The 18,751-nt window shown below is 62.6% G+C and carries 19 protein-coding genes; 7 read left to right on the forward strand and 12 right to left on the reverse strand.

Translation table 11 applies throughout. From position 1 onward, the window contains the following. Positions 1–16: 16 nt before the first annotated feature. A complete protein-coding gene (locus NT26_RS00725; RefSeq protein ID WP_052636841.1) occupies positions 17–241 on the reverse strand; it encodes a hypothetical protein in 225 nt (74 codons plus the stop codon). A gap of 205 nt (positions 242–446) precedes the next feature. On the opposite strand from NT26_RS00725, the gene NT26_RS00730 reads away from it, so the two are divergent. Continuing rightward, the gene (locus NT26_RS00730) at positions 447–920 is read left to right on the forward strand and encodes a hypothetical protein (protein ID WP_052636843.1); all 474 of its coding nucleotides are present in this window, start codon (positions 447–449) and stop codon (positions 918–920) included. Here the strand turns inward: NT26_RS00730 and NT26_RS00735 are convergent. After that, on the reverse strand, positions 893–1,627 hold the full coding sequence (locus NT26_RS00735; protein ID WP_052636845.1) for a response regulator: 735 nt from the start codon (positions 1,625–1,627) through the stop codon (positions 893–895). The two genes, NT26_RS00730 and NT26_RS00735, sit on opposite strands and share 28 nt — an antisense overlap. 121 nt (positions 1,628–1,748) lie before the next feature. Between NT26_RS00735 and NT26_RS00740 the strand changes: the two genes are divergently transcribed. Further along, positions 1,749–2,495, forward strand: a complete 747-nt coding sequence (locus NT26_RS00740) for a Crp/Fnr family transcriptional regulator (RefSeq protein ID WP_052636847.1) — start codon at positions 1,749–1,751, stop codon at positions 2,493–2,495. A gap of 20 nt (positions 2,496–2,515) precedes the next feature. Further along, positions 2,516–4,435, forward strand: a complete 1,920-nt coding sequence (locus NT26_RS00745) for a hybrid sensor histidine kinase/response regulator (RefSeq protein ID WP_052636850.1) — start codon at positions 2,516–2,518, stop codon at positions 4,433–4,435. 26 nt (positions 4,436–4,461) lie between these two features. Here the strand turns inward: NT26_RS00745 and NT26_RS00750 are convergent, their stop codons facing one another. The 9 genes from NT26_RS00750 to NT26_RS00790 form a co-directional block, all read right to left on the reverse strand. Further along, positions 4,462–5,538 (reverse strand): saccharopine dehydrogenase family protein, encoded by a 1,077-nt coding sequence (locus tag NT26_RS00750; protein ID WP_052636852.1) that lies wholly within the window; start codon positions 5,536–5,538, stop codon positions 4,462–4,464. A gap of 6 nt (positions 5,539–5,544) precedes the next feature. Beyond that, complete coding sequence (locus NT26_RS00755; protein ID WP_052641638.1) at positions 5,545–6,318, reverse strand: amino acid ABC transporter ATP-binding protein; 774 nt, start codon at positions 6,316–6,318, stop codon at positions 5,545–5,547. 17 nt (positions 6,319–6,335) lie between these two features. Beyond that, positions 6,336–7,001, reverse strand: a complete 666-nt coding sequence (locus tag NT26_RS00760; protein ID WP_052636853.1) for an amino acid ABC transporter permease — start codon at positions 6,999–7,001, stop codon at positions 6,336–6,338. Positions 7,002–7,187: 186 nt separating this feature from the next. Further along, complete coding sequence (dapA, locus tag NT26_RS00765) at positions 7,188–8,111, reverse strand: 4-hydroxy-tetrahydrodipicolinate synthase (protein WP_244467653.1); 924 nt, start codon at positions 8,109–8,111, stop codon at positions 7,188–7,190. A gap of 13 nt (positions 8,112–8,124) precedes the next feature. Continuing rightward, complete coding sequence (locus tag NT26_RS00770) at positions 8,125–8,874, reverse strand: dihydrodipicolinate reductase C-terminal domain-containing protein (RefSeq protein WP_052636855.1); 750 nt, start codon at positions 8,872–8,874, stop codon at positions 8,125–8,127. Between the two features lie 10 nt (positions 8,875–8,884). Further along, complete coding sequence (locus NT26_RS00775) at positions 8,885–10,285, reverse strand: aldehyde dehydrogenase family protein (protein ID WP_052641644.1); 1,401 nt, start codon at positions 10,283–10,285, stop codon at positions 8,885–8,887. A 14-nt stretch (positions 10,286–10,299) separates the two neighbouring features. After that, positions 10,300–11,637 carry an FAD-dependent oxidoreductase gene (locus NT26_RS00780; protein WP_052636857.1) on the reverse strand — a complete coding sequence of 446 codons (1,338 nt, stop codon included), beginning with the start codon at positions 11,635–11,637 and terminating at the stop codon, positions 10,300–10,302. Next, a complete protein-coding gene (locus tag NT26_RS00785; RefSeq protein WP_052636859.1) occupies positions 11,630–11,884 on the reverse strand; it encodes a 2Fe-2S iron-sulfur cluster-binding protein in 255 nt (84 codons plus the stop codon). The genes NT26_RS00780 and NT26_RS00785 overlap by 8 nt, the downstream gene beginning before the upstream one ends. Further along, positions 11,881–13,056 (reverse strand): NAD(P)/FAD-dependent oxidoreductase, encoded by a 1,176-nt coding sequence (locus NT26_RS00790; protein WP_052636860.1) that lies wholly within the window; start codon positions 13,054–13,056, stop codon positions 11,881–11,883. The genes NT26_RS00785 and NT26_RS00790 overlap by 4 nt, the downstream gene beginning before the upstream one ends. Positions 13,057–13,208: 152 nt before the next feature. Here NT26_RS00790 and NT26_RS00795 point away from each other — a divergent pair, with 152 nt between their 5' ends. The 3 genes from NT26_RS00795 (at position 13,209) to NT26_RS00805 (ending at position 16,497) form a co-directional block, all read left to right on the forward strand. Continuing rightward, positions 13,209–14,138, forward strand: a complete 930-nt coding sequence (locus tag NT26_RS00795; protein WP_052636862.1) for a LysR family transcriptional regulator — start codon at positions 13,209–13,211, stop codon at positions 14,136–14,138. Between the two features lie 158 nt (positions 14,139–14,296). Further along, complete coding sequence (locus NT26_RS00800) at positions 14,297–15,124, forward strand: transporter substrate-binding domain-containing protein (RefSeq protein WP_052636863.1); 828 nt, start codon at positions 14,297–14,299, stop codon at positions 15,122–15,124. 203 nt (positions 15,125–15,327) lie between these two features. Continuing rightward, positions 15,328–16,497: a PrpF domain-containing protein gene (locus tag NT26_RS00805; protein WP_152336605.1), complete on the forward strand. Its 1,170-nt coding sequence runs from the start codon at positions 15,328–15,330 to the stop codon at positions 16,495–16,497. On the opposite strand, the gene NT26_RS00810 is transcribed toward NT26_RS00805, so the two are convergent. Further along, entirely contained in the window at positions 16,494–17,417 is a 924-nt protein-coding gene (locus tag NT26_RS00810) for a LysR substrate-binding domain-containing protein (RefSeq protein WP_082077590.1), read from the reverse strand. The genes NT26_RS00805 and NT26_RS00810 overlap by 4 nt on opposite strands. Before the next feature lie 173 nt (positions 17,418–17,590). On the opposite strand from NT26_RS00810, the gene NT26_RS00815 reads away from it, so the two are divergent. Then, positions 17,591–18,739 (forward strand): acyl-CoA dehydrogenase family protein, encoded by a 1,149-nt coding sequence (locus NT26_RS00815; RefSeq protein WP_052636869.1) that lies wholly within the window; start codon positions 17,591–17,593, stop codon positions 18,737–18,739. Positions 18,740–18,751: the final 12 nt, after the last annotated feature.

Below are 18,751 nucleotides of genomic sequence, written 5' to 3' on the forward strand. Positions count from 1 at the left end.
GCCGGCTTGACAGCGTTCAGCAGATCCCGCCGCACGAGACTTGGGCCTCAGATGCCGCGAGGCGCGTGTAGAACATGTCCGCGCGTCTTTCCTGCAGGCTGGACATCTTTTGATGCAGCTGTTCCCGCGCCACCCTGTCGAGAAGATCTGCGAACGTCGCCTTGTCCATACCATCGGCTTCGAGCATGAGGCCGATCAGCGGGTCGGAGAGAACTTCTGTCACTGTGAGATCGGTTGCCATAGCTTTTCCTCCACCAACTGACCCTAACGACCAATTGCGACGAAATTAATTCAGGACGCTGCGATCCGGTGTCGGAACCCGACGGTTCTGGAACCGATTGCCGATGCCGTGCTTTGACCCGCATCAATGCAAGTTTTGGGGAGGGCCGCATGGTCGGTCACCTGCGCAATGCTGCGAGAGACAAAGGACTGTGGAGCCGGCATAAATGCCCAAAGATTGCGAGATCGGGTTTCTGGATGCGGACGATGTTGCACGCGCTTTTGCGGTGATGCAGGTCGTCATGCCGTCACTATCCTTCGAGACGTGGAAACGCCTGCTGGCGACGGATTCACTGCGACGTCAATGGGCTGTGGCAAGGGATAGTAGGGGCTACATTCGAGGTCTGGTTCGAATCCAGCCGACGAGCCAGGGGCAGGCGGCGCGAATCCTCGACGTGCCGATCTTCGCAACCGTCTCGCTTCTGGATCACGACGGTATTTCCCGTCAACTCCTCGACTTCGCCAAGAAATGCGCCTGGGAAGAGGGTTGCGAGGCGATACGGTTCTGGAACTCGGCGCCGGAGACACCGGAACAGCTGGAATTGCCGGAAGCCACCGATCCCCCCGTTAGCCTTTTCTATGATCTTCGGACAGATCGGCAGTGGCCGGAGCCCTACGACACCCGCCCAGTGAAGACGTAACCAATACCGCGCACCGACTTCACCAGTTCCGGGCGTTTGGGATCGCGCTCGATCTTCCGGCGAAGGCGCACGATCTGCGCATCGACCGCCCGATCGAAGGCTTCCATTGGCCGCCCGCGCGTCATGTCCATCAACTGGTCGCGTGAGAGAACCCGGCCGGAATTCTTCACGAGCGAGACCAGCATGTCGAACTCTCCGGTCGTCAGGCCGATCTCGCGGCCCTCCGGGTCGTACAGCATTCGACGGCTGACATTGAGGGACCAGCCATCAAAGGAGAAGACTTCCTCTTCCGGCGCGGCGCTGACCTTGGCGGGAGTGGATGTGGCCCGCCGCCGCAGGATCGACTTCAATCTCGCATGCACCTCACGGAGGTGGAAGGGCTTGGCAATGTAATCATCCGCTCCGATCTCCAGGCCCACGATGCGATCGACGACGTCGTCGCGACCGGTCAGCATGACGATCGGAACGTCGGACTGGCTTCGGATTTCGCGGGCGAGATCCAGTCCGTCCTGCCCACCGGGAAGGGAGAGATCCAGCAGGATGGCGTCGAACGTCTTCTGCCGCATCTCGACGCGCATTTCGATGCCGTCGGCGACGCAGGTCACCGAGTATTCCTCCTCCTCGAAATACCGGGTGAGGAGGTTGCGGATACGCGGATCGTCGTCGATCACGAGGAGGTGGGGAGGGCTGTTCACATCCGGATTCATGCGCCGCCGATATTGAGTTGTTACACAGTATTACACGATAGCGCCGATTGTCACGCGCCGGGCATCAGCGTGTTACTTTAATCGCATCTATTGGCATCATCAACAAATGGAGGCGATGCCAATGTTCATCGAAAGCGCAGGCAATTCCCTGAGAACAATTTCCGGAGTCGTTGCCGTCCAGCCTACGAGCCTCCAGGCACTTTTTTCCAAGCTTCCTTCCGAGAGCCTTTCGGCAGGTCAGACCCTGATCCTCGAGGGCGACGTTGCCACGTCCGTCTTCCATGTGGTTACAGGCTCGCTGCGGATCTTCCGCATTCTCGGTGACGGACGCCGCGTCATCACCGGCTTCCTTCATGCCGGCGACATCCTCGGCATGTCCTTCAAGAGCCACTATATCTACACGGCCGAGGCGATCACGCCGGTGACCATCCGCCGCCTTTCCCGCAAGAGCTTCGAAAACGAGATCGCGATTTCCCCCGATCTCGGGCCCGCCGTCTTCCACCAGATGTCGGACGAAATGGCGGCAGCGCAGGATCAGATGGTGCTGCTTTCCACCAAGAATGCCGAAGAGCGGCTCTGCAGCTTCCTGCTGAAGGAGTTGCAGCGCACCCTAGACGCTGGTGCTCGTCAGACGACAGTTCAGCTGCCGATGACCCGTCTCGACATTGCCGATTACCTTGGGCTAACTATCGAAACCGTCTCCCGGACATTGACCAAGCTGAGCAGCAAGGGCGTGATTGAAACCGCCGGCCGCCATTCGGTGAAGATACTGAAGCGCGGGAAGCTTGCGCAGATGGCTGGAGACGGCGATGAATACGAAGATGATTGGCGTCCCGCGACCTCACAGCCGGAGCGGATCCGCCACTAGCTCCAAGGCTTGATTAGGACATGGATTTGGCAGTCTCACCCCAATGGACAAGTCGGGAAGATCTCGACGCCGCACTTCGACTGTTGAACCATGCCAACCTTATCGTCCACCGCCTGGAGGGAACCATCTTCGGATGGTCCGCCGGATGCGAAGCCTTGTATGGATGGACGAGGCAGGAAGCGGTCGGAAATGTCATTCACCAGCTGCTCTCGACGCGCTTCCCGAAGCCGCGCGAAGAGATTTGTGCCGAGGTGCTTTCGGCGGGTGTCTGGGAAGGGGAAATCCTCCACAAGCACAAAGAGGGTCATACGGTCGTCAGTGCAACGCGCTGGGTAGCGCTGCGCATTCCCGATGAGCCCGAGCCGATCATCATCCAGACGAACAACGACGTGACGAACATGAAGTCGACCGAAATCAACCTGGCTGAGAGAGAGGCGCATCTGCGCTCGATCCTCGATACCGTTCCCGACTCCATGATCGTCATCGAGGAGAACGGCACGATAACTTCGTTCAGCGCCGCGGCCGAGCGTCTCTTCGGCTATTCGGCCGGTGAGGTTCGCGGCCGCAACGTCAAGATGCTGATGCCATCCCCCGACCGCGAGAAGCATGATGGCTATCTCAATCGCTACATCACGACCGGCGAGCGCAGGATCATCGGTTATGGCCGGGTGGTGACGGGGCAGCGCAAGGACGGAACTCTTTTTCCAATGGAGTTGGCGGTCGGAGAAACCCGCGTCAACGGCAAGCGGATCTTTACAGGCTTCGTGCGAGACCTGACGAGCCGGCACAAGATCGAGGAAGAGTTGCGGCAGGCCCAGAAGATGGAAGCGATCGGGCAACTCACCGGGGGCCTTGCCCACGACTTCAACAACCTGCTGACGGTGATCAGCGGCAATCTCGAGATGATCGAAAGCCGGCTGAACGATGAAAAGCTGCTGACGATGCTGCGTGAGGCGCAAGGAGCTGCGGAAGATGGCGCCAAGCTGACCGGCCAGTTGCTGGCCTTCGGGCGCAAGCAGCCCCTCAATCCGAAGATCGTCGACGTCGGGCAGCTCGTGTCGGGCTTCTCTGATCTGCTTCGCCGCTCTGTAGGCGAGACGATCGAGTTGCGGACAATCATCAGCGGCGGCAGCAACGAGGCGCTCGTGGATGCGTCCCAGTTGCAGAATGCGATCCTCAACCTCACCCTGAACGCCCGCGATGCGATGCCGCGGGGCGGGCGCCTGTCGATCGAGATTTCGCGCGTCAAGCTCGATGTCGACTATGCGCAGATGTATCCGCATGTCCGTACCGGGGATTATGTTCTCGTCAGCGTGACCGACAATGGCGCCGGCATGTCGCAGGAAGTGAAGCAGCGGGCATTCGAGCCCTTCTTCACCACGAAGAGCGTCGGAGCAGGCACCGGTCTAGGTCTGAGCATGGTCTACGGCTTCGCCAAGCAGTCCGGTGGGCACATCCAGCTCTACAGCGAGGAAGGGCAGGGAACCAGTGTCCGCGTCTTCCTGCCAGCGGTGCAGTATGCGACGGATATGGCCTCGCCGGGCGAGCAGGTGGCGCTCAAGCGGGCCCTGCCTGGCGGTTCGGAAAAGATATTGGCAGTGGAGGACGATGCGCGGGTGCGGCGCGTGGCAGTGTCGCGTCTGATCGATCTGGGATACGAAGTCATCGAGGCGGAAAACGGCGCCGTTGCGCTCGAACGCCTGAAACAGCATGCCGACATTGCCTTGCTCTTCACCGACGTGGTCATGCCGGGGGGGATGACGGGGGACGAACTCGCCGAGATCGTCCGCCGGGAACGCCCGGAGATCAAGGTCCTGTTCACCTCCGGCTATGCAGAGCCGGAGATCGCGGGGCGGGAGCTAGCAGCATCGGGAAGCTGGCTGAAGAAGCCCTATACTGCTCGGGAACTGGCTGAGCGGCTGCGCGAGCTACTGGACTGAGGCCCTTCCGCTCGACGCACGCGGCTTCAAGTTCTCATGAGCGGTCCGAGATAGGGGCTGCTGATGAGCGCGCTGGTGTCGAGGCGGTGGTGTGCGATCAGGCCCGTGCTCGGAACGCGATCATTTAGAAGCAGCGACATGAGGGTGGCTGCGTAGCCCACGGCGACCGATGTCAGGGCGTTGAAGGCACCGAAGGTGGAACTCGCCGAAAATCGGTGATGGACCGTCTTTTCGATCGGTTGTCGACCGCGAAGACCACGCGCGGTCAGGACCAGAAGAAGCGTATCGTCTTCGATGACCGGCAGACCATTGGCCAGCAATGATCGGAGCATGTCGCGACGGTGCCGGAGCCCGAGGTCATCGAGCAGGAACCGCATATAATCGAGATGACCGGGATAGCGTATCGTCTTGAACGTCACGTTTCGGGGCAGCTTCTCGCCGAAGATGGAAAGGTCGCCAAGACCTCCGGCCGTTGTGAAACCTTCGTAGGTCACGCCGTCGATCGTGAGTCGCTCCAGCCCCTCAAGCGACTCGATCCACGTAAACTGCCCGTCCCGTATCGCCGCACTGGGCTTGGTATACTCGCTGATCAGGCCGTCCAGGTTCCAGATCTGGCCGTAGCCCAGTCGATTGGTCGGCACGATCGGATTGGCACCGACCCGTATCGTAAGGTCGGTGATCGGTGAGAAGGCAGAAAGCAAGCTGCAGGCGATGTTCCCCACCAGGCCCGGCGAGACGCCACAGCCGCTGAAGACAGCACGTTGCTCCGCCAGCCGCGCCAGGGTCGCCCTGACTGCGTCCGTCGGACACGTGAAATCGAGGTAGTGAACGTCGGCAGCAAGTGCTGCCAAGGCCACATCCTTGACAGCCGCTTCTGGAACGGCTGCGACGGCAATATCCTGATTGCTCAGCGCCGCGCACGCGCCGTCTGCTCCACTGACGAGCTGAAGCTTCACGTCAAGGTTCCGTTTGCGGATGCGGTCCAGCGCATCTTCCGACGGATCGACGACTTTTACCGCAAAGCCATCGTTCCTGCTGAGTGTTGACGCGAGAGCTGTACCGATCTCACCTGCGCCGAAGATGCAAACGTTCAGCTTCGCCATGCCACCTTACCCTTTGAAGCGGGCGACGAAGCCCTGCAGCCTGGGGTTCTGCGGATTGAGGATGACCTCCTCGGCACTGCCCGTCTCGGCAATGACTCCCTGGTCCAGGAACAGCACGCGCCTCGCCACATCGGCGGCGAATGCCATCTCGTGCGTCACGATCGCCATCGTCATTCCTTCCTCTGCCAGTTTCCGGATGACCGCGAGCACTTCGCCCACCAGTTCCGGATCGAGAGCGCTCGTCACTTCGTCGAGGAGCAGGACTTCCGGCTGCATCGCAAGGGCCCGCGCGATGGCGACGCGCTGCTTCTGGCCACCCGAAAGGTGATTTGGATAGGCGCCGTGTTTTTCCGCGAGCCCCACCTGCGCAAGCAGGTCCATCGCCAGTTCCTCCGCCTCACGCTTCGGCCGATTGCACACGACGATCGGTCCCTCGGTGACGTTCTGCAGCACCGTCTTGTGGGGGAAGAGGTTGAAGTGCTGGAACACCATGCCGACATGGCGCCGCAGCGTGCCGATCCCGATCTCCTCGCCCTTGTCGCGGAACTGCTTGCCCACGGGCTTCTGGCGAAAGCGGATGGTTCCGCCGGTTGGAACCTCCATCATGTTGAGGCAGCGAATGAACGTCGACTTGCCGGATCCGGAGGGTCCAATCAGGGCGACGACTTCGCCGCGATCCAGGCTGAGGTCCAGCCCCTTGAGCACTTCGAGCGTCCCGTAGCTCTTGCGCAGTCCCACGGCCTCGATCACGGCCGAATCTGCCTTCGTATTCTCGCTCATCTGTTCCATCCGCTCCATCAGTCGCTGACCCTCAGACGACGCTCTACCCAGTCTGCGGCCTGCGTGAGCGGCAGCAGCATCGCAATGTAGAGTCCGGCCATCAGCGTGTAGGACTCCAGCGGCCGGTAGGTCTGCCCGTTCACGACCGCGGCCATATAGGCGAGGTCGGCGACCGAGATGACCGAGACCAGAGACGTGTTCTTGAACTGGATGACCGACTGGTTGATGAAGGACGGCAGCGCCCGCTTCATCGCCTGCGGAAGGATGATCCGCTTCATCGACTGCCACGAGCTCATGCCGATCGCTGCCGCGGCCTCCCGCTGTCCCCGATCGATAGATACGATCGCGCCGCGGAAGATTTCGGCATAGAAGGCGCCGACATAGAGCGACAGCGTCAGCATTGCTGCGACCCGGTTGTCGATCGACCCGCCGATCAGGAGGGGGAAGGCATAATAAAACCACAGGAGCTGAACGAGCAGCGGCGTGCAGCGAAAGATCTCCTGGTAGACGCGGGCGATGCCGCCAAGCAGCCTGGAGCCGGAAAGCCGCGCCGCGCAGGTGGCAAAACCTATGACGATGCCGAGAAGGATCGATCCGAAGGTGTAGACGACGGTGATCCACAGTCCCCAGAGAAACAGGTCCCAGTACTGCCAGACGGAGTGGAAATCCCAGGTGTAGTTCATCGGCAGCTCCTGACGGTCTTGATCCGGGCAGGAAGGTGATGGCTCCCCCTCAGACAGCCGTTCGGCTCAGTCCCGTTCCTCATTCACGTTCCCCTTGTCTTTGACGGCACGTCCGCTGACGCGGACGGCCATGGTCGATACTCCTATGCTCGGCAGCACCGGGCAATGCAAAGCTGCAGGCGCGGCTTAGCGCATTTCTTGGAAGGCGGCCGAGGCGGATGTGAACCGACCAAGGACCGCGGAAAGACGCTCGCGGTTGTCCGCCGACACCGGCACCATGGGCAGCCGCATCTCGGGCCCCGCCAGATTTGCGAGCGCCAGTGCCGCCTTGACCGGTCCCGGATTGGATTCGATGAACATGCTGTCCGTCAGCTCGGAAATCAGCTCGTGCAGCTTGAGCGCCCGTGCCGTGTCCCCACGCTTCCAGGCCTCGACCAGTTGCACCATTTCGCGCGGAGCGACGTTTGCCACGACGCTCGTCACGCCAACCGCCCCGAGCGACAGGAAGGGAAGCGTCAGGCCATCATCACCGGAGTGAATGATGAACTGGTCGCCGCAGGCAGCGCGCAGCTGCGTGACCCTGCTCGCCGATCCGCCGGCTTCCTTGATGCCGATGATGTTGGCATGCTTCTCCATCAGAACCGCGCAGGTCTCGGGTGCGATCTCGACCCCGCAGCGACCCGGCACCGAATAGAGCATGACCGGCAGTGAGGTCACCTCCGCGGCCATGCTGTAATGGGCAATCAGGCCCGCCTGGGTCGGCTTGTTGTAATAGGGCGTGACGATCAGGACTGCATCCGCACCCGCCGCTTCTGCCCGCTTGACCTTCTCGACCGTCTTCTTCGTGTCGTTGGCGCCGGCACCTGCCATGACCAATGCACGGCCGCCGGCAAGCCGGACGGTGCGGGCAATCAGCGCATCGGCCTCGTCGTCGGCAAGGGTCGCTGCCTCGCCGGTCGTGCCGACCGGCACAAGTCCGGCGACGCCGGCTTCGAGCTGGCGTTCGACGAGTGCGTCGTAGGCGACGGTGTCGACTTCTCCATCCTTGAAGGGGGTGATCAGGGCGGTGAGTACGCCCCCGAAGCGGCTGGCCAATTCATCCATGGTCATGTTCCTGTTCCTCTCAATCGTTTCCGTTCAGACTGTCCGCAAGCTGATAGCGGCCGGCCGCCCTCGGCTTGGAAGCCAGCCACTGTGCGGCTGCAAGCGCCCCTTCCGCGTATGCCGCTAGCGTATGGACGCGATAGGTGAAGACCGCTTCGGCCGATCCCATCTCGAAGCGCACTTCATTGATTCCCACGGTATCGCCCTCGCGGTTGACCGTGATCGACGGCTCCGGCGCGGCGAAGCCCATGGCAGCGCTGCGGGCCTGAAACAGCTGCGAGGCCAGCAGCCGGGAGGTTCCCGACGCTTCAGCCTTCTTGCGTGCATGATATGTCTCGCTCACCGCGGCTTCCGCTTCGGGCATGCGCTGAGAGAAGCCGACGACCGCCAGCCGGAATGCCTCGAACCCGTTCGCGAAATTGGCGCTGATCAGCATTGCCCGGTGCCGGCTGAAGCCTGTCAGGCGCTCCTCCTCCTCGCCGGTAAACCCGGTCGTTCCGATCACCATCGGGATCGTCTTCGTCCCGAGGGTTTCTTGGAATGCGAGGCTCGCAGCCGGTGTCGAGAAGTCGATCATCACGTTGCAATGGCTCTTCATTGCCGCGTCCGCCGGGCGATACTCGAGGCTGCCGCCGGCGACGGGGCTCCCGATGAGCCGGGACTGCGGCGAAACCAGCGCCGCCGCAAGCTCCAGCCCGGGATTTGTTAGGATCTGTTCGACGAGACGGGCGCCGACCCGCCCCGATGCTCCAAGGATACCGACGCGCATTCCATCCTCCTCAGTCGATGACCACCTTGGGCTCCGACATCTCCCGCAGGGCGATGCGCACACCTTCGCGGCCGAGGCCCGAGCGCTTGATTCCGCCGAACGGCACATGCTCGGCCCGGAAGTCAGGGCCTTCATTGATCATTACGCCGCCGACCTGCAGGTCTCGGGAGAAGGTCTTGATCAGCGCGTGGTTGTTGGTGAAGACGCCCGCCTGCAGCCCATAGGAGCCGGCATTGACCTCGGCGATTGCCTCGCGCGCATCCGAGAAGGAGCGGATCGCGATGATCGGGCCGAAGGTCTCATCGGCAATGACCGGTGCATCCACGGAGACGTCGGAGATCACGGTCGGTGAATAGACGGTTCCGTCATGGGTGCCGCCGGTCAGCAGCTTTCCGTTACCGTTGGCGATCGTAGCTTCGACACGATCGGCCACCGTTCTCGCCGCGGCCATGTCGATGACCGTTCCCATGTCGGTGTCGTCCCCGGAGGGGTCACCGAACTCGACAGCATCGACGGCGGCGAGCAGCTTATCGGTGAAGGTCTTTTCTATGTCCTTGTGCAGGTAGAGCTTCTTGACGGCGGCACAGCTCTGGCCGGCAATCTCGAAACGGTGTCCGATCGTAGTTGCGACGGCCTTGTCCAGATCGGCGTCGGGCAGCACGAAAAGCGGGTCGTTGCCACCGAGCTCCATGAGGCAGCGCACGAGGCCCGACGCATTCTTGAGTGCGAGGCCTGCGGACGGGCCGCCGGTGAACGACAGGAGGTCGATCGGAGCGCGGACAAGCGCCAGCGCCTCATCGGCTCCGCCGTGCACGACCTGGAACAGGTCCTTCGGCCAGCCCGCCTTCAGCGCCAGTTCGCGCAACCGCGCGGCGGCGAGGGGCGCCTTGGGCGAGGGCTTGGCGACCACGGCATTGCCGGCAGCGAGGGCAGGACCGAGCTTGTGGCAGAGCAGGTTGAGCGGGTAGTTGAAAGACGTTATCGCGCCCACGACACCGACTGGTTCGTAGGTGATGGTGGCCAGCCTGTCGGCCCCGCCTTCGACGATGGCGCAATGCAGTGCCTCACCGTCGAGAAAGGTTGCGGCATCCCCCGAGAGCCTCAACGTGTTCTGCGCGCGGCGCACCTCGTTTCGCGCCTCGCGGATGGTCTTGCCCATCTCGGACGAAATGATCCGGGCGAGGTTTTCGGCATCGGCGGCAATTTCCGTCGCAAGCGCGTTCAGCATGGCGCGGCGAACGGCCGGCGTTGACCGCCTGAAATCCCATTGGGCTACCTTGGCGCGTGAAACGGCGGCTACGATCTCGCCTGCGCTGCTGGTTGGCACCTCTCCCACCGGGGAGCCGTCGAAGGGATTTCGGACCAGGATCGCATTCGTTGTCTCGATCGTCAGGCGCTGTGCTTGCGTCATGTGCGGATACCTCGTCATTGGCTTTCAGTTCCTGTGGGATTGGCGCGGGTCAGCGCCGCAATGGAGACCGGGCGCACCGGCCAGCGGCGGCCCGTAAGGTCCTCGGCGAGTGGCTGGGGCTCTCCCGGATTGAAGTGCGCCATCAGAGATGCCGTGTTCTCGGCGCAGAAGCGGCCCTGGCACGCCCCCATGGCGAAGCGGCCATTGTGCTTCACCTCCCGGCCCGTCAGCCGGTCGGGCTGGCTGCAGAGGCTGCGCAGGTCACCGACGGTCTTGCTTTCGCACCGGCACAGGACGGTTTCATCCGGCAGATAGCAGAAAGGAGAAGCGGGGCAGACGGGGGCAAAAAGCGCTGCGAGGTTTGCCTGCGTCCGCCGTGACCGCTCAAGTGCCGTCGTGGGATCGCCAGCGCCAAAATTGCCCAGAAGGAGTTCGGAGACCATGCGCCCTACGCGGCGACCGTCCGTCTCTGCCGCATTGGCTCCAAGCGCTTCGCGACAGTCTCCCGCCCTGAAGATGAAGGGCCCGGTTCGCGGCGCGGTCGAGTCCTCCGGCAAGCCGAAGTCATTCGGACGGATGCCGTCGTGCAGGCCGATGCGATCGACAGTGAAGGACCGCTCCGAGCCACCACTGTCACGGACCCGTACTTCCAGGGATGTGCCACTGTCTTCGATCGCGATGATGCGTACGCCCCTCAGCCAGGGTATCCGCCTGCGCGCGACGCTGGCCAGATAGCCGGCAGCCTCCACGAGGATCGTCGGGTCGGAAAGCAGCTTGAGGCCCGCCCTGAACCGCCGCAGAGGATTGCCGGCTTCGACGATGGCCACCGGCGGATTTCCGAGCTTTGCCATCTGGGCGGCGACGGCCACCAGCAGGGGACCTGTGCCGGCGAGCAGGACGCGGCCTTGCGGCGCCTGTCCGGTTTCCTTCATCATCACCTGCAGTCCACCGGCCGTGGAAACCCCCGGCAGCTGCCAGCCCGGTCTTGGGAGGACCTTTTCGACGGCGCCGGTCGCGATGATGATTGCCTTCGGGCGCAACAACTCGACCTGCCCGGTCTGGCGGTTCTCTATCAGAGTGAAGCCGTCGCCATCGACGCCGAGAAAAACCGATTGATAGCGGACAGGGATCTGCGCCGCGGAGAATGCCCTGGAAACACGCTCCCAGCGCGCGCGGGTGCCGCGGGCCTGGGGGACGTGCGCAATCCCATCAACAGGCTGCCGATGCACAGCCCCACCGACGCTGTTGCGTTGTTCGACGAGTTCCACGAGATACCCCGAGGCCGCAACCTCCGTTGCTGCGGCGAGACCGGCAGGACCGCCGCCAACAACAATGACATCCGGCTCAACCATTGGTCTTCCCCACCGGGCCGACTTGGGCTCCTGTTCTGGCCGGAGTGATGCACGCTTCCCGGATCACGCCGTCCACCCGGATCAGGCAGGACTGGCAGGCACCGATCCCGCAGAAGTAGCGCGTCGGATTGCCCGCCGGGTCGGAGCCGAAGGTGCGGGTTCCTGCGGCATCGAGTGCCGCCGCAAAGCTCTCGCCCTCTCGGAAGCTGATTTCCTGTCCCATCCAGTCGAAGGTTCGGTCGCTCATGCCGCAGCTCCGTAGCTGCCGAAGCGGGCGGGATCGAAGAAGGAAAGGTCGATCGAGGGCTTCTCACCGCAGATCAGCTGAACGATCGATTGGCCGGTAATCGGGCCGAGACAGATGCCGTCGCCCTCGAACCCGGTCGCGACGAAGGCGTTTTCCAGACCCGGCACGCGGCCGACCAGCGGCAACCCGTCGATGACCGCGGTGCGTACGCCGGCGAAGCTGCGCAGCAGCCTGACCGATGCAAGTCCCGGCACCAGTTCGACAGCATCACAAAGGATACGCGAGACCGCTTCGATATCGTTTGTCCGCCGGTCGCCGAAATCCTCGCGCGTGCCGCCGATCAGGAACTGGCCGGTAACGAGCGGGTCGATCACGAGGCCCATGCCCCGCGGCGGCGGGGTATAGCCGACCTTCTGGCTTCCCTTGCTGAGCAGGTAGCGGCCAGACATGATGGCACCGGGCATGGCGGCGTTGAGGGTGGGTGCCCGTTCGGTCACCAGCAATTGTCCCTTGCGCGGGGTGAGGACCTGGGACAGGCCCAGAAGCGTGGCTGAGCCGTTGCCCGCCGCGACTACGACTACGTCTGCGGCGAGGCGCCCGCGGTTGGTGTCGATGCCGGTGACGCGCTGTCCACTCCGATCGCGCCGGAGGCCCTCCACCCGCGTATCGCGGTCGACGGTGATGCCGGAGGCGGTCAGAAGCCTGTGGACGATCTGGTAGCCGATGGCGTGGCCCTCGCCATGCACCTCGACAGCCATCCTCGCCTGGTTCGAAAGAACCGGAAATGTCTGGCAGAGCCTGTCTCCCGAAAGCGTCTCGACCTTGACCCCCGCACTCTCCAGAGCTGCCGAATGGCTCGCGAGAACCGTGCACTCCTCGTCGGAAGCGGCTATGATGAAAGTGGAACGCCGCTTGAACGCACCCGCCAGAAGGCCTTCGTCGGCAAGTTGACCGTAGAGGCGCACGCCTTCGAGCGCTGCCGACATCATAGGTCCGGGGCGTTTGCTCGCCACGGAAACGGCGCCGTCCGCAGCCCCTGTCGCTTCGGCGGCGGGAGCCGAGGCGTCGAGAAGCCTGACCGAGACACCTCGCCTGGCCAGGAAATAGGCGCTTGCCGCTCCGATGATGCCGGAGCCGACGACGATGGCGCTGGACGGAGGGCGAGGTTGCATGTGCGAACGGCCGAGCCTTGTTGGTTGTCGGCCAATATTGGCGGCGGTGATGCGCCAGCGTCGATACAAGATGACGCCCGTGCTTGTTCACGAAATTTGTATCCGGTACGACGGGCCGGAGCCTTATCAAGGTGGGAGGAAACGGGTACCCCATGGCAAAGATCAGCCTCACACTCATCCAGACCTTCTACCAGGTGGCTCGCCACGGCTCGTTTTCCGGCGCGGCGCGGGAACTCAATCTGAGCTATCAGTCGGCCGCCAACCACGTCCGGCGACTGGAACAGATCCTCCAGGGAAAGCTGATCGACTCCGAGCAGGGCGCCAAGCGGATATCGCTCACGCCGCGCGGACGGGCGCTATACAGCCTCCTTCATCCGGAGCTCGACATCATGCTCGAGCGGCTGACGAAGCTGATCGAGAACCAGCGATCGTCGCTGCGCGTCGGGATGCCCCAGGCGATCTTCTTCTACCTGTTCCCCCGGGTGCTGTCCCGGTTTCGCGAAGCCTTCCCCGAGATGGAGTTCGCGGTCTACGAGCGAGACACGGTGCTGGCGGAGCTCGTCAAGAACGGCAGCCTTGATGTCTGCATATCGGAGCGCTACTTCGGCGACCCCGTTGTCCCGCAGCGCCTGCTCGGCAGCTATCGGCTGAGCCTGGTCTATCCGCGTGTGTGGGGGGAGCCGCCAAAGCAGGAGGATATTCCTGGCTGGGCCGAGGGACGCCCCTTCGTGACCTACGAGCCTGGGCAGACCCTGAGGAACCTTGCAGTCGACTTTCTGGGCCGCGATGGTGCGATCGTCCAGCCGGCTATTTCGACCTCCGGAAGTTCCAGCGTCAAGCGGTGCGTGGAAGAAGGTCTGGGCTTCTCGATCATCCCCTCCTGGTGCGTCGGGCCGGAAGATGGCGCGATCCGCAGCACGAAGCTGACGAACCTGCCCGAGGTGCGGGTCTATTTCGGCAGTGCAGGCTTTCTGCAGAAGCATCCGATGGTCCAGCAACTGCTGGAAGATTGCCGGCGGGAACTGGTCGGCCCGGTACTCGATCCGCCGCGCAGCAGCGAGATTTCCGTCCCGCCGCTGTGATCGGGACATATAAAAAACCCGCTAAGTCCCTCGGCGTCTCTAGCATTGTTCCCGGCCAATTCGCCGCTAGGCTGATCTTCACCGGCAAGCCCGCGAGGCATCTGAGCCGAGTGGGGGGACGGACATCAACAAGATTCCGGGGAACTAGGAGAAGAAGCATGAACATTATTTCCAAGATCTGTGGGGTAGCGGCGATGGCGCTGTCGCTGTTGGGTGGCACGGCGGCCTCGGCCGGCACCATCGACGACATCCGCTCGCGCGGCGTGCTTCGCATTCCGGCGATCCTCAACGAGACGCCCTATTTCAACAAGGATCCGCGCACCGGCGAATGGCAGGGCTTCGTCATCGACATGGCGAACGACATCGCCAAGACGCTGGACGTCAAGCTTGAAGTGGTCGAGTCCAGTTGGGCAAACGCGATCCTCGACGTCCAGAGCGGCAAGGTCGACATGGCATTCGCCGTGACGGCGACGCCGGTCCGCGCCATGTCAGTCTCCTTCTCCGAGCCGACCTACTACAACAGCTTCGTGCTCGTCTCCGCCAAGGAAGAGATTGCCGGGAAGACCTGGAAGGAACTCAACGACCCGCAGTACACCTTCGCCGTTGACCTCGGCTCTGCCCAGGACCTGATCACCCAGCAATACCTGCCCAAGGCCAACGTGCTGCGCTTCAAGACGCGTGACGAGGCGATCGTTGCAGTGACCACCGGCAAGGCCGATGCGCTGGTCAACACCATGCTGAACGGCCTGGTCATTGCCAAGAAGGCTCCGACCATCGGCGCCGTGCAGGTCCCGACGCCGGTTCTCTCCACGCCTTCGGTCATCGCTCTCAACTATGGTGGCGACGAGACCTTCAAGAGCTTTGTCTCCGCCTGGGCCGAATACAATCGCCGCATCGGCAACAACCAGACATGGATCCTGAAGAGCCTCGAGACCTTCGACATCACCCTCGAAGACATGCCGGTCGGCTTCGGCTTCGGCGGCTGACCTCCAGATCGCTGCCGGGACCCGTCACGGCGACGACCTCTGAACGCGCGGAACGACCTCGTTCCGCGCGTTTTTCTGGATGGTCGACATTCACTACGGGCTAAACCTCCGCTCTGTCCGTTGCGACCAATCGTCAGTGTGCCTTGCAGCGCGCGCGCATTACCCCTTGCCCTGCTGACAATGTTACATCCGGGGAGGGTGGAGTGGAGATTTCTCACGCTTACAACATGCGGGCGATATCGGCGAAGATCATACGTGGTGGATCGTCCAAGGGCATTTATCTCAACCGCGATGACCTTCCGGGTGAGAAATCCAGTCTCGATGAGATCGTCCTCAAGATCTTCGGATCTCCTGACAGGCGCCAGATCGATGGGCTGGGAGGCGCCGACAAGCTGACCAGCAAGGTCGCTGTCATGGGCAAGCCGACGCGGTCAGACTGTCACATTGACTACCTCTTCGGCCAGGTCAACACTGAGCTCCCACGTGTCGACTGGGCAGCAAACTGCGGCAACCTCTCCGCTGGCGCAGCACTCTATGGGGCACTGGTAGGAGCATGCGAGGTCGAGGAGGGCGTCGCGCGGGTCGACATCCACCAGGTCAACACCGGTCGAAAACTTGTGGCACATGTACCGCTCGAAGATGGGGCGCCGGCGGTGGAAGGCGACTTCGCCATCGGCGGGGTGCCGGGCACGGGTGCACGGATCGATCTGGATTTCGGCGATTTTGCAGGCTCCGCACTCGGCGGGCATGTGCTGCCGACCGGCAGGTCTGTCGACCGGTTCGCCATTCCGGGTGTCGGGGATATCGATGTCAGCGTCGTGGACATGGCCAACTTGCTGTTCTTCGTGCGAGCAGGCGACATCGGCATGGACGTCAATGCCTCCATCTACGACATGCAGGCCGACGAAGGACTGGTGAGGCGGCTGGAAGCGGTTCGTAAGGCAGTATCGGCCGAGATTGGTTTCATCACCGGCCCGGACGCGGACGAACGTTTGCGCATCAGTACGAACCCGCTGATCTTCGCGGTCGCTCCGGCGATGGATTACCAGGCGACGAACAGGATCGGTATTGAGGCGTCCGACTATCACCTCTTCTCCCGCTCCCTCGCCCGCTTCGAATTCTCGAAGGCCTATCCCGGTTCGGGCGCCGCTGGGACTGCGGTGGCCGCAGGCATACCTGGTACCCTGGTCCATCAGGCGGTTGGTGATCTCGTCCAGTCTGCCGGACCATACGACCTGCGCGTGGGACATCCGGGCGGCGTGCTGGAAGTGGCTGCCGAAGTGCATGCAGGCGAAGAGGGGATCATGGTACGCAAGGCCCTGATCGGGCGGACGGCTCGCCTGGTCATGGATGGGACGACTTATATCCGTTAAGCCTGCTCGATGAGCGGTTCCGACAGGGTGGTGGGACGGGCGTCATCGGTGCGCTCCACTTCTGCTGCGAGCCATTTGATGAAACCGCGAACCCGGGCATTGGCATAGCGCGTCCAGATCACGAAGAGCCCGAGGTCGCGCTCGATCGGCTGGAAGATGGGCACAAGCTGCCCGGCGGCGATCTCCTCCGCGACGAGAAATGGCTGGCCGATTGCAACGCCCAGACCCTCCTGGGCAGCGCGATAGGTGAGGATAGAACTCGGAAACTCGTCCCCTTCAATGGATTGCGAAGGAAGGCCTACTCCCTCAAACCAGTGGTGCCAGTCGAGCCTGCGGTAGTGGGAGGTGAGCAGCGGTACCGAGAGAAGGTCCTTGGGAGATGTCAGCCTCTGCTGCCTCAGATAGGCCGGGCTGCAAAAGGGCTGCAATACGTCCCGGTAGAGGAGGAGGGAGAACTCGGGATCGACTTCCGACATGCGCCTGAGTTGTATCGCGACGTCGAACGCGCTGGTCTCGGGATCGACGGGCGAAATGCACGTCTTGATCTTGATCTGCGTGTTACGGTGGACCTCGGAGAATGCCTTGAGGCGTGGGATAAGCCATTTGCCCGCGAAGGTGGGATAGGCCGCGACGCGAACGGCCGTCGACCTGTTTCGCGCCAGAAGCAGATCCGTCGCGGTGGCAATATTGTCCATGGCTGGACCGATCCGCTCCATGTAGTCCCGGCCATCCTGGGTGAGCTCTATGCCGCGGCTTTCGCGGAGGAAGAGCTTGGTTCCGAGGTATTCCTCCAATGTGGAAACCTGCCGGCTTACGGCGGACTGCGTCACCCCCATCTCCTGGGCGGCGCGACTGAAGCTGCCCGAACGGGCGGCGACATGGAAGACATGCAGGGGGTTGAGCGGCGGCATTTTTGGCATTGGCGATCCCGCAGACTGTTCGAACGATTGCCACCATGAAACACGGCGGTGACGGCTTCCACCGCCAATCCATTGGGGCGATATGAGCTTAGGTCATGCCGGCCTGAGGTCTGCGAAGTTGTCATCGCCCCGCCCTGTGTCAAAACGGCAAGAGTTTGGATCAGGAGGCCGCATTGTATTCCCATCTCACCTCGGAACAGGCCGAACTGGCCAGCACCGTCCGCCGGTTTGCCGAAAAGGAACTGGCTGAAGGCGCGCTCAAGCGTGCTCATGCGCGGGAATATCCGTGGGAGGTCGCGCATAAGCTTGCCGGCATGGGCCTCCTCGGCATCACGATGAAGGAGGAGGACGGCGGCGTCGGTGGCACCTTGATGGATGCCGTCATCGCCATCCAGGAGATCGCCAAGGTCTGTCCGAAGAGCGCGGACATCGTCCAGGCGGGCAATTTCGGACCGATACGGACATTTGTCGAATACGCGACGGAGGACCAGAAGAAGCGCTACCTGGCGGATCTTCTGGAAGGCAAGGCACTGATTTCGCTCGGCATGTCGGAACCGGATGCCGGATCGGCCGTCACCGAGCTGAAGACGAAAGCCGTCGAGGATGGCGACCATGTCATCATCAATGGCTCGAAGGTCTTCTCGACCCATAGCCCCGAGGCCAAGCTGTTCCTCATCTACGTGCGCTTCGGGCCCGGCACCGGCGGCATTGGCTCGGTGCTCATCGAGCGCGGCACGCCCGGCTTCACGATCGGAGAACGTTCCAGTTTCATGAGCGGTGAGGAGTGGTGCCCGCTCTATTTCGAGGACTGCCGTATCCCGAAAGCCAATATCCTGCTCGGTCCAGGTGGCTTCAAGAAGCAGATCTCGGGCTTCAATGTCGAGCGTATCGGCAACGCATCGCGGGCACTGGCGCTCGGCCAGTATGCATTCCAGGTGGCGCGCCAGTATGCCCTTGACCGAAACCAGTTCGGCCGTCCTCTTTGCGAATTCCAGGGCCTGCAATGGAAGTTCTCCGAAATGGCCGTCAAGCTGGAAGCGGCGCAGATGCTGCTCTACCGGGCGGCCTCCGTCCAGAATGGTGAACTGCCAAGCGCCTACGACACGGCGGTCGCGAAGCTTGCCTGCAATCAGGCCGGCTTCGAGGTGGCGAACGAGGCCCTGCAAGTGATGGGCGGCTACGGCTACAGTACAGAAAGCCTTGTCGAATACTGCGTGAAGCGTACACGCGGTTGGATGATCGCCGGCGGCTCGATCGAAATGCTCAAGAACCGTATTGCCGAACACGTCTTCGAGCGGCGGTTCGATCAGCGCGCACGCTAGGGAGTAGGCTTC

The organism is Pseudorhizobium banfieldiae, from assembly GCF_000967425.1.
GTDB lineage: Bacteria > Pseudomonadota > Alphaproteobacteria > Rhizobiales > Rhizobiaceae > Neorhizobium > Neorhizobium banfieldiae.

Coding starts and splice junctions, on each gene's coding strand:
- NT26_RS00725 (WP_052636841.1), bottom strand. CDS start 241: ATGGCAACCGATCTCACAGTGACAGAAGTTCTCTCCGACCCGCTGATC.
- NT26_RS00730 (WP_052636843.1), top strand. CDS start 447: ATGCCCAAAGATTGCGAGATCGGGTTTCTGGATGCGGACGATGTTGCA.
- NT26_RS00735 (WP_052636845.1), bottom strand. CDS start 1,627: ATGAATCCGGATGTGAACAGCCCTCCCCACCTCCTCGTGATCGACGAC.
- NT26_RS00740 (WP_052636847.1), top strand. CDS start 1,749: ATGTTCATCGAAAGCGCAGGCAATTCCCTGAGAACAATTTCCGGAGTC.
- NT26_RS00745 (WP_052636850.1), top strand. CDS start 2,516: ATGGATTTGGCAGTCTCACCCCAATGGACAAGTCGGGAAGATCTCGAC.
- NT26_RS00750 (WP_052636852.1), bottom strand. CDS start 5,538: ATGGCGAAGCTGAACGTTTGCATCTTCGGCGCAGGTGAGATCGGTACA.
- NT26_RS00755 (WP_052641638.1), bottom strand. CDS start 6,318: ATGAGCGAGAATACGAAGGCAGATTCGGCCGTGATCGAGGCCGTGGGA.
- NT26_RS00760 (WP_052636853.1), bottom strand. CDS start 7,001: ATGAACTACACCTGGGATTTCCACTCCGTCTGGCAGTACTGGGACCTG.
- dapA (WP_244467653.1), bottom strand. CDS start 8,111: ATGACCATGGATGAATTGGCCAGCCGCTTCGGGGGCGTACTCACCGCC.
- NT26_RS00770 (WP_052636855.1), bottom strand. CDS start 8,874: ATGCGCGTCGGTATCCTTGGAGCATCGGGGCGGGTCGGCGCCCGTCTC.
- NT26_RS00775 (WP_052641644.1), bottom strand. CDS start 10,285: ATGACGCAAGCACAGCGCCTGACGATCGAGACAACGAATGCGATCCTG.
- NT26_RS00780 (WP_052636857.1), bottom strand. CDS start 11,637: ATGGTTGAGCCGGATGTCATTGTTGTTGGCGGCGGTCCTGCCGGTCTC.
- NT26_RS00785 (WP_052636859.1), bottom strand. CDS start 11,884: ATGAGCGACCGAACCTTCGACTGGATGGGACAGGAAATCAGCTTCCGA.
- NT26_RS00790 (WP_052636860.1), bottom strand. CDS start 13,056: ATGCAACCTCGCCCTCCGTCCAGCGCCATCGTCGTCGGCTCCGGCATC.
- NT26_RS00795 (WP_052636862.1), top strand. CDS start 13,209: ATGGCAAAGATCAGCCTCACACTCATCCAGACCTTCTACCAGGTGGCT.
- NT26_RS00800 (WP_052636863.1), top strand. CDS start 14,297: ATGAACATTATTTCCAAGATCTGTGGGGTAGCGGCGATGGCGCTGTCG.
- NT26_RS00810 (WP_082077590.1), bottom strand. CDS start 17,417: ATGCCAAAAATGCCGCCGCTCAACCCCCTGCATGTCTTCCATGTCGCC.